General features: G+C 60.6%; 5 protein-coding genes and 1 pseudogene. All 6 read left to right on the forward strand.

The genetic code is table 11. The features are described from left to right. Positions 1 to 136 precede the first annotated feature (136 nt). The gene (gene atzF, locus RTY00_RS12845) at positions 137 to 1,933 is read left to right on the forward strand and encodes an allophanate hydrolase (protein WP_312664714.1); all 1,797 of its coding nucleotides are present in this window, start codon (positions 137 to 139) and stop codon (positions 1,931 to 1,933) included. 2 nt (positions 1,934 to 1,935) lie between these two features. Further along, positions 1,936 to 5,553, forward strand: a complete 3,618-nt coding sequence (gene uca, locus RTY00_RS12850) for an urea carboxylase (RefSeq protein ID WP_312664715.1) — start codon at positions 1,936 to 1,938, stop codon at positions 5,551 to 5,553. Between the two features lie 9 nt (positions 5,554 to 5,562). Continuing rightward, the gene (locus RTY00_RS12855) at positions 5,563 to 6,261 is read left to right on the forward strand and encodes a GntR family transcriptional regulator (protein WP_293797891.1); all 699 of its coding nucleotides are present in this window, start codon (positions 5,563 to 5,565) and stop codon (positions 6,259 to 6,261) included. A 28-nt stretch (positions 6,262 to 6,289) separates the two neighbouring features. Further along, positions 6,290 to 7,558 carry an urea ABC transporter substrate-binding protein gene (gene urtA, locus RTY00_RS12860; RefSeq protein ID WP_256698356.1) on the forward strand — a complete coding sequence of 423 codons (1,269 nt, stop codon included), beginning with the start codon at positions 6,290 to 6,292 and terminating at the stop codon, positions 7,556 to 7,558. A gap of 138 nt (positions 7,559 to 7,696) precedes the next feature. Further along, the gene (gene urtB / locus RTY00_RS12865; RefSeq protein ID WP_312664716.1) at positions 7,697 to 9,262 is read left to right on the forward strand and encodes an urea ABC transporter permease subunit UrtB; all 1,566 of its coding nucleotides are present in this window, start codon (positions 7,697 to 7,699) and stop codon (positions 9,260 to 9,262) included. Continuing rightward, positions 9,262 to 9,425, forward strand: a pseudogene (locus RTY00_RS12870) (urea ABC transporter permease subunit UrtC); the annotation flags it as partial. The gene urtB and the pseudogene RTY00_RS12870, both read left to right, overlap by 1 nt.

Raw genomic sequence — 9,425 nt, forward strand, 5'->3', positions numbered from 1 at the left:
TTGCGCCGCCATTGTGCAATTTATCATCAGAAAAACTTATTACACATCAATTAACTAGGCGGTTTCATCGACTTACAAAAATGGCACGCGCTTTGCTCTGTTGAATTCCATCTTGTATACCAGTTGGAATTCACTCATGGCATCGACCTTTGGCTTTACGCTCCAGGATTGGCAACGCAGTTACCAACAGGATCCACAACAGATTACCGCTTTGCTGGCGGCCCATCTCGACGCAATCGACGCGCAGGATAACGCCTGGCTCTATCTCGCCACGCCCGCGCAGCTGCAGGCACAAATTGAACCGCTGCTGGCGAGCTATCAGCGCAACCCGGCGGCGCTGCCGCTGTTTGGCGTGCCGTTTGCAGTAAAAGACAATATCGATGTCGCCGGCTGGCCGACCAGCGCAGCCTGCCCGGCTTTCACCTACACCGCCGAAGCCGATGCCTTTGTCGTCGCGCAGCTCAAAGCAGCGGGCGCGGTGGTGATTGGTAAAACCAACCTCGACCAATACGCCACCGGCTTAGTCGGCACGCGTTCGCCGTTTGGTGCGGTGAGCAACACCTTCAATCCTGATTACGTCAGCGGCGGCTCCAGCTCAGGTTCAGCATCGGTACTGGCGCGCGGTCTGGTGGGCTTCTCGCTCGGCACCGACACCGCCGGTTCGGGCCGCGTGCCCGCCGGTTTCAACAACATCGTCGGCCTCAAACCAACCAAAGGTTGGTTCTCTGCCAGCGGGGTGGTGCCGGCTTGCCGCCTCAATGACACCATTTCCGTGTTTGCGCTAACGGTCGAAGATGCCTTTGCGGTGGCAACCGCAGCGGGCGGCTATGACGCGGGCGATGCCTATTCGCGCAGCAATCCGCACACCGCGCCAGCCAGCTTTAAAGCGCAGCCGGATTTCGCCATTCCCGCCACGCCCGAGTTCTTCGGCGACAAACAGGCCGAAGCCGCTTGGCTGGCGGCGCTGGAGCAATTGCAGGCTGGCGGCGCAACGCTGCATCCGATCGACTTTTCACTGTTCCATCAATTAGCTGAGCAGCTCTATTACGGTCCGTGGGTTGCCGAACGCACCGTGGCGGTGGGCGAAATGATCAATCGTCCGGAAGAGATGGATCCTGTGGTGTTCGGCATCGTCAGCAGCGGCCTGAAATACACTGCGGTCGAAGCCTATCAGGCGGAATACCTGCGCGCCGAACTGACGCGCCAGATTCAGCAAACGCTGGCGCAGTTCGATGCGCTGGTGGTGCCTACCTCGCCAACCATCCATACGCTGGCCGAAATGCAGCAGGAGCCGGTGCATTACAACTCGCAGTTCGGCACCTACACCAACTTTACCAACCTAGCCGATCTCAGCGCGCTGGCGCTGCCTGCGCCCTTCCGGGCCGATGGTTTGCCTGCCGGCATCACGCTGATTGCGCCTGCCTGGCAGGATCGTGCGCTGGCCGGTTTTGGTCTGCGCTGGCAGCAGCAGATGGCGCTGCCGCTCGGCGCCACCGGCAAAGCGCAGCCTGCTCAGCAAGGCGCATTGCCGGTTTCCGCTGATCACGTGCGCGTGGCGGTGGTGGGCGCGCACCTCACCGGCATGCCGCTCAACTTCCAGCTCACTACACGCCAGGCGGTTTTAGTCGAAGAGACACAAACCGCCAGCAATTACCGCCTGTTCGCCCTGCTCGATGGCCCGATTAAGAAGCCGGGCCTGCTGCGTGGCGAAAGCGGTGCGGCGATCACCGTGGAACTGTGGGATATCCCGCTCGCGCGCTTTGGCGAGTTCGTGGCGGAAATCCCGGCGCCGCTCGGCATTGGCTCGCTGACGCTGGCCGACGGACGCATCGTCAAAGGCTTTATCTGTGAACCGGCCGTGCTGTCGCAGGCGCTGGAAATTACCGAATTTGGCGGCTGGCGCAACTGGCTGGCCTCTCAGGGGAGTAAATAAGCATGTTCAGCACCGTTCTGATTGCTAACCGTGGCGAAATCGCCTGCCGCGCCATCCGCACTTTAAAACGCCTCGGCGTGAAAAGCGTTGCCGTCTATTCCGATGCCGATCGCAACGCGCGCCACGTCAAAGAAGCTGACGTCGCCATCGCCCTCGGCGGCGACAAAGCCAGCGACAGCTATTTACGTATCGATAAAATCCTCGCCGCCGCACAGGAAACCGGCGCAGAAGCCATCTGGCCAGGCTACGGTTTCCTGTCAGAAAGCCTGCCGTTTGCCGACGCCTGTGAAAAAGCCGGCATCGCCTTTGTCGGCCCAACCGCGCAGCAGATTGGCGAATTTGGCCTGAAACACCGCGCGCGTGAGTTAGCCGCCAGCGCGGGCGTGCCGATGACGCCAGGCACGCCGCTGCTGAGTTCACTGGAAGAAGCCTTAAGCGCCGCCGATACCATCGGCTATCCGGTGATGCTGAAAAGCACCGCGGGCGGCGGCGGCATTGGCCTGACGCGCTGCGCCGACGCCGATGCACTGGGCAATGCGTGGGAGAGCGTGCGCCGTCTGGGCGAGCAGTTCTTCAGTGATGCGGGTGTGTTTTTAGAACGCTGCATCGACCGCGCGCGCCACGTCGAAGTGCAAATTTTTGGCGACGGCAGCGGCAAAGTCATCGCGCTTGGTGAGCGTGACTGCTCGCTGCAGCGCCGCAACCAGAAAGTGGTGGAAGAGACGCCGGCACCGAATCTGCCACAGGCAACGCGTGAAGCGCTGCTCTCTTCCGCCGTACGCCTCGGCGAACTGGTGAATTATCGCAGCGCCGGTACGGTGGAATACATCTACGACGCTGAGCAGGATGCTTTCTACTTCCTCGAAGTGAACACCCGCCTGCAGGTTGAGCATCCAGTCACCGAGTGCGTCACCGGCCTCGACCTGGTTGAGTGCATGCTGAAAGTGGCAGCGGGCGATGCCATCGACTGGACGCGTCTGCAACAGGCTCCACAAGGCGCATCAATTGAAGTACGTATCTACGCCGAAGATCCGCTGAAAAACTTCCAGCCAAGTCCGGGCGTGTTGACCGGCGTCTGTTTCCCGGACGATGTGCGCGTCGATGGCTGGATCGATACCGGCACCGAAGTCTCGGCGTTTTACGATCCGATGGTCGCCAAGCTGATCGTGCATGCCGACACGCGCGAAGCGGCACTGGAAAAGATGCAGCAGGCGCTGGCCGCTACCCAACTGCATGGCATCGCCACCAACCTTGATTATCTGCGCCAGATCGTCGCCACCGACGCCTTCCGCAGCGGCAAAGTGTGGACGCGCTTCCTTGATAGCTTCACGCCAGCCGCCAGCGTGATTGAAGTGCTGCAACCCGGCACCTTCAGCAGCATTCAGGATTTTCCTGGCCGCCTCGGCTACTGGGATATCGGCGTGCCGCCGTCCGGACCAATGGACGATTTCGCCTTCCGCCTCGCCAACCGTATTGTCGGCAACCACGACAGCGCCGCCGGTCTGGAATTCACCTTGCAAGGTCCGACATTGCGCTTCCACAGCGATGCGGTGATTGCCTTAACAGGCGCCGATTGCCCAGCCGACGTCGATGGCGAGAGCATTGCTTACTGGCAGCCCGTCAGCGTCAAAGCAGGACAAACGCTGACGCTGGGCCGCGCGCAGAGCGGCTGTCGCACCTACTTAGCGGTGCGCAACGGGTTCGACGTGCCGGAATATCTCGGCAGCCGCTCAACCTTCTCGCTCGGTCAGTTTGGCGGCCACGCCGGACGCACCTTGCGCGTCGCCGACATGCTGCCGATCTCCCAGCCGCAGCTCGCCGCCTGCACCACGCCCGCGCCGGTCAGTGCACCGCAGCCGCTCGATCATGCGCTGGTGCCGCATTACGGCACCGAATGGCGCATCGGCGTGCTGTATGGACCGCACGGCGCACCGGACTTCTTCACTCAAGCCGCTATTGATGAGTTCTTTGCCAGCGACTGGCAGGTGCACTACAACTCCAACCGCCTCGGCGTGCGTTTGGTGGGCCCGAAACCAACGTGGACGCGCGCCAACGGCGGCGAAGCCGGTCTGCATCCCTCCAACGTGCATGACTGCGAATACGCCATCGGCGCGGTGAACTTCACCGGCGACTTCCCGGTGATCCTGACGCACGACGGCCCAAGCCTCGGCGGCTTCGTCTGCCCGGTGACCATCGCCAAAGCCGAACTGTGGAAAGTCGGTCAGGTGAAACCGGGCGATAAAATCCGCTTCCATCCGATCAGCGCCGACGAAGCGGTGGCGCTGGAAAAAGCCCAGGCGCACAGCGTGGCCACCCTGCGCAGCAGCCACGCGCCAGCCTTTGAAGTGCCCTCTTTAGCGGCCAGCGATATCGGTTCCGCCACCTTGCTGGCGGCGCTTCCCGCCACGGCAACCACGCCAGCGGCGGTTTATCGCCAGGCCGGTGACAAATATGTGCTGATCGAATACGGCGACAACGTGCTGGATCTGGCGCTGCGTCTGCGCGTGCATCTGTTGATGAATGCATTGCGTGAACGCGCGGTGCCGGGCGTGGAAGAGCTGTCGCCGGGCGTGCGCTCTTTGCAGGTGCGCTACGACAGCCTGATCCTCAGCCAGAAACAATTAATGAATCTTCTGCTGGAAATTGAAGCCGGACTTGGCGACGTCAGCCAACTGAAAGTGCCATCACGCATTGTCTGGATGCCGATGGCCTTCGAAGACAGCGCCACGCTCGGCGCGGTTGAACGCTATCAAGAAACCGTGCGTGCCAGCGCGCCGTGGCTGCCAAATAATGTCGACTTTATCCAGCGTATTAATGGTTTAGCGAGCCGTGAAGCGGTGCGCGACACCATTTTCGATGCCAGCTATCTGATTCTCGGTCTTGGTGATGTCTATCTCGGCGCGCCGTGTGCGGTGCCGATCGATCCGCGCCATCGGCTGCTGAGCTCCAAATACAGCCCGGCGCGCACCTTTACCGCCGAAGGCACGGTCGGCATTGGTGGCATGTACATGTGCATCTACGGCATGGATTCACCCGGCGGCTATCAACTGGTGGGCCGCACGCTGCCAATCTGGAACAAGTTCCTCAAAAACGAGCAGTTCGCGGCCGACGAGCCGTGGCTGCTGCACTTCTTCGATCAGGTGCGTTTCTATCCGGTCACCGAAGATGAACTGACGCAGCTGCGCGATGACTTCCGCGAAGGCCGCGCCACAGTGCGCATCGAAGAAACGGTGTTCGATTTCGCTGCGCATCATCAATTCCTTGCTGAAAACGCGGCGTCGATCAGCGATTTCCGCCAGCGTCAGTCTGCCGCCTTCGAACAGGAAGTGACGCTGTGGGCGCAGGAAGAGCAGAACGCGCCGCTCACCAGCGAGGAAAATCTCGAGGTGGTTGAGGCCGACGACGATGCGCTGGCGGTGTGCGCCGATATGAACGGCAACATCTGGAAAGTCTTAGTGCAGCCGGGCGACGCGGTGGAAGCCGGTCAAACGCTGATTATCGTGGAAGCGATGAAAATGGAGCTGGCGATTGTCGCGCCGCAGGCGGGCACGGTGAAACGCATTGCCTGCCAGGCAGGACGTCCGGTGAGTCCGGGCGATGCCCTGCTGTGGCTGGAATAAGGAGTTTGCATGAACACGAGCCCTCGTAGCAAAGGTCGTCCGGAAGCGCTGGCCGAGAAGGTTTACCAGGCGCTGAAGCAGGACATTTTTGAGTTTCGACTGATGCCGGGCGACCGCTTCAGCGAAAACGAAATCGCCGATCGGCTGGAAGTCAGTCGCACGCCGGTGCGTCAGGCGCTGTTCTGGCTGGAGCGCGAGGGCTATGTCGAAGTGTGGTTCCGCAGCGGCTGGCAGGTGAAGCCGTTCGACTTCGAATATTTCGAAGAGCTTTACGACTTTCGCACCGTGCTGGAGTGCGAAGCGGTGCGCCGCCTGTGCGCGCTGCCCGCACCGCAGTGCAGCGACATGCTGACCGCGCTGAAAAGCTTCTGGATCGATGCGCCGCCGCTGGCCGATGGCAAAGCGGTTTCGGCGCAGGATGAAGCCTTTCACATGGCGCTGGTGGCCGCCGCTGGCAATCAGGAGATGGCGCGCATCCACGCCGAACTGACCGAAAAAATCCGCATCATTCGCCGTCTCGATTTTACCCGTGACGACCGAATGGAGGCGACATACCGCGAGCACGCTCAGATTTTACGGGCGATTTTCCAGCAACAAACCGAGGAGGCGCAGCGCATTTTAACCGACCACATCGCCGTCAGTAAGGCAGAGGTCAGAAAGATCACATTGCATATGTTACAGCAGGCTCGACTTCAACCCATTGAATAACAATATAAACATAGTGAGGGGTTTACTGATGAAAAGACGTTCGTTGCTCAAGGCTTTCGCGCTCTCTGCCTCTGTTGCCAGCATGGGTTTTGCCTTTGCGGCGCAGGCTGCTGACACCATCAAGGTGGGCATTATGTCCTCGCTCTCCGGCACCATGGCGATCTCCGAAACGCCGCTGAAGGATGTGGCGCTGATGACTATCGATGAGATCAATGCCAAAGGCGGCGTGCTGGGCAAAAAGCTGGAACCGGTGGTGGTCGATCCGGCCTCCAACTGGCCGCTGTTCGCCGAGAAAGCGCGTCAGCTGCTGACCCAGGATAAAGTGGCGGCAGTATTTGGTTGCTGGACCTCGGTATCGCGCAAATCAGTGCTACCGGTGTTTGAGGAGCTGAACGGTCTGCTGTTCTATCCGGTGCAGTATGAAGGTGAAGAGATGTCGCCGAACGTGTTCTACACCGGCGCGGCACCTAACCAGCAGGCGATTCCGGCGGTGGAATACCTGATGAGTGAAGATGGCGGCAGTGCGAAACGCTTCTTCCTGCTGGGCACCGACTACGTCTATCCGCGCACTACCAACAAAATTCTGCGCGCCTTCCTGCACACCAAAGGCGTACAGGATAAAGACATCGAAGAAGTCTATACGCCGTTTGGTTACAGCGATTATCAGACCATCGTCTCCAACATCAAGAAGTTCTCTGCCGGTGGCAAAACCGCGGTGATCTCCACCATCAACGGCGACTCCAACGTGCCGTTCTACAAAGAGCTGGCCAACCAGGGCATTAAAGCCACGGATATTCCGGTGATCGCCTTCTCGGTCGGCGAGGAAGAACTGCGCGGTATCGATACCAAACCGCTGGTCGGTCAGTTAGCGGCGTGGAACTACTTCGAGTCGGTGGATAACCCAACCAACGCCAAATTTGTTGCGGATTACCGCGCATACGCCAAGGCGCACAACCTGCCGAACGCCAACACCGTGGTGACCAATGACCCGATGGAAGCGACCTACGTTGGCCTGCACATGTGGGCGCAGGCGGTAGAGAAAGCGGGCACCACCGATGTGGATAAAGTGCGCGCGGCGATGGCGGGACAAACCTTCAAAGCGCCAGACGGTTTCACCCTGACCATGGATAAAACCAACCATCACCTGCACAAGCCAGTGATGATTGGCGAAGTGGAAGAGAACGGTCAGTTCAACGTGGTGTGGCAGACCGAGCAACCGGTACGCGCCCAGCCGTGGAGCCCGTACATCGCGGGTAATGATAAGAAGCCTGACCATCCGGTGAAATCAACGCAGTAAGCCCTCACCCTAACCCTCTCCCGCAAGCGGGAGAGGGAATGGATCGAGCTTGCATTTGGCAGCGTCTCCCTCTCCCCGTGGGAGAGGGCCGGGGTGAGGGTATCAAACCGCACCTAACAAACCATCAGGGCCAGAACCATGACAATCCGCCGTTATCTCTGCTGTCTGCTGTTACTGCTGCCCTGGCTCGCCCAGGCGGGCGATGGCGCAGACTTCGCGGCTGCCAGCCGCACGCAACAAGCCACGCTGCTCCAGCAGTGGGCCGCCGCACCGCAGGCCAGCCGCTTGCCACTGCTGCAGGCGCTGCGCAATGAAACCGTGGTCATCGACCAAAAGCAGCAGCCGTTCAGCAAACAGGGCGAGACGCTGCAGCCGCTCGACAGCGTGCAACAACCCAGCGGCGACACCAAAAAGCTGTTTATGAATAACCGCCTGCGCGTGCTGATCGCCAGCGCCCTCGCCGCCCACCAGCTGGTGAGCGACGATGCCGCGATCCGTTTACGTGCCGCACAACAACTACAAAACGATGGCGTCGCTGACATGCTGCCGCTGATTGAGCAGCGTCTCGCGCTGGAAAAAGACGCGAAAGTGCACGACGTACTGCTCATGGCAGCGGCCAATCTGCAACTCGCCAGCCCGGATGCCGCGCTGCGCCTCAAAGCCGTCAAACTGCTCGGCGAATCCAGCGATCCCAACATGCAGGCCAGCCTCACGCGCTTAACCCAAGCCAGCAATGAACCCGATGCCAATGTGCGTGACGCCGCCGCAGCCAGCCTGAAGCAGATTAAACAGCGCCTGATGTGGGGCGATCTGCTTGGCCAGGCGTTTACCGGCCTGTCGCTGGGTTCGATCTTGTTATTAGCGGCGCTGGGCCTCGCCATTACTTACGGTTTGCTCGGCGTGATCAACATGGCGCACGGCGAAATGCTGATGCTGGGCGCCTATGCGACCTGGTTTGTGCAAAGCCTGTTCCAGCAGTTCGCACCGCAGTGGCTGGCGTGGTATCCGCTGCTGGCGCTGCCGGTGGCGTTTCTGGTCACCGCCTGCATGGGCATGCTGCTGGAGCGCACCATCATCCGCCATCTTTACGGGCGTCCGCTGGAAACGCTGCTCGCGACATGGGGCATCAGCCTGATGCTGATTCAGCTGGTGCGCATGCTGTTTGGCGCGCAGAACCTGGAAGTGGCTAACCCAGGCTGGCTCTCCGGCGGGCTGCAGCTGCTGCCCAATCTGGTGCTGCCTTACAACCGTATCGCGGTGATCCTGTTTGTGTTTGCCGTGCTGGGCCTCACCTGGCTGCTGCTGAATAAAACCCGCCTCGGCCTGAGCGTGCGAGCCGTAACGCAAAACCGCGCGATGGCCGACTGCTGCGGCGTGCCGACCGGACGCATCGATATGCTGGCGTTTGGCCTCGGTTCTGGCATCGCCGGACTCGGCGGCGTGGCGTTGTCGCAGCTCGGCAACGTCGGGCCGGAGCTCGGTCAGGGCTACATCATCGACTCCTTCCTCGTGGTGGTGCTGGGCGGCGTTGGCCAACTGGCGGGCACCGTGGTCGCCGCCTTTGGCCTCGGCATTCTTAACAAAGTGCTGGAGCCGCAGATTGGCGCAGTACTCGGCAAAATCCTCATCCTCGTGCTGATCGTGCTGTTTATCCAGAAACGTCCGCAGGGCCTGTTTGCCTTCAAAGGGAGGGTGATTGACTGATGAGCCAGCCAATGACGTTAACCATCGCGCGCAAAGCGCCGCGACTGACCATCAGCATTGGCGTGGTGCTCACCGCGCTGCTGCTGGTGCTGCCGTTCTGCGCCCTGCTGCCCGCCACGCATCCGCTGGCGATCTCCACCTACACGCTGACGCTGGTCGGCAA

This window comes from Pantoea sp. CTOTU49201 (assembly GCF_032054795.1).
GTDB classification, from domain to species: Bacteria; Pseudomonadota; Gammaproteobacteria; order Enterobacterales; family Enterobacteriaceae; genus Pantoea; species Pantoea symbiotica.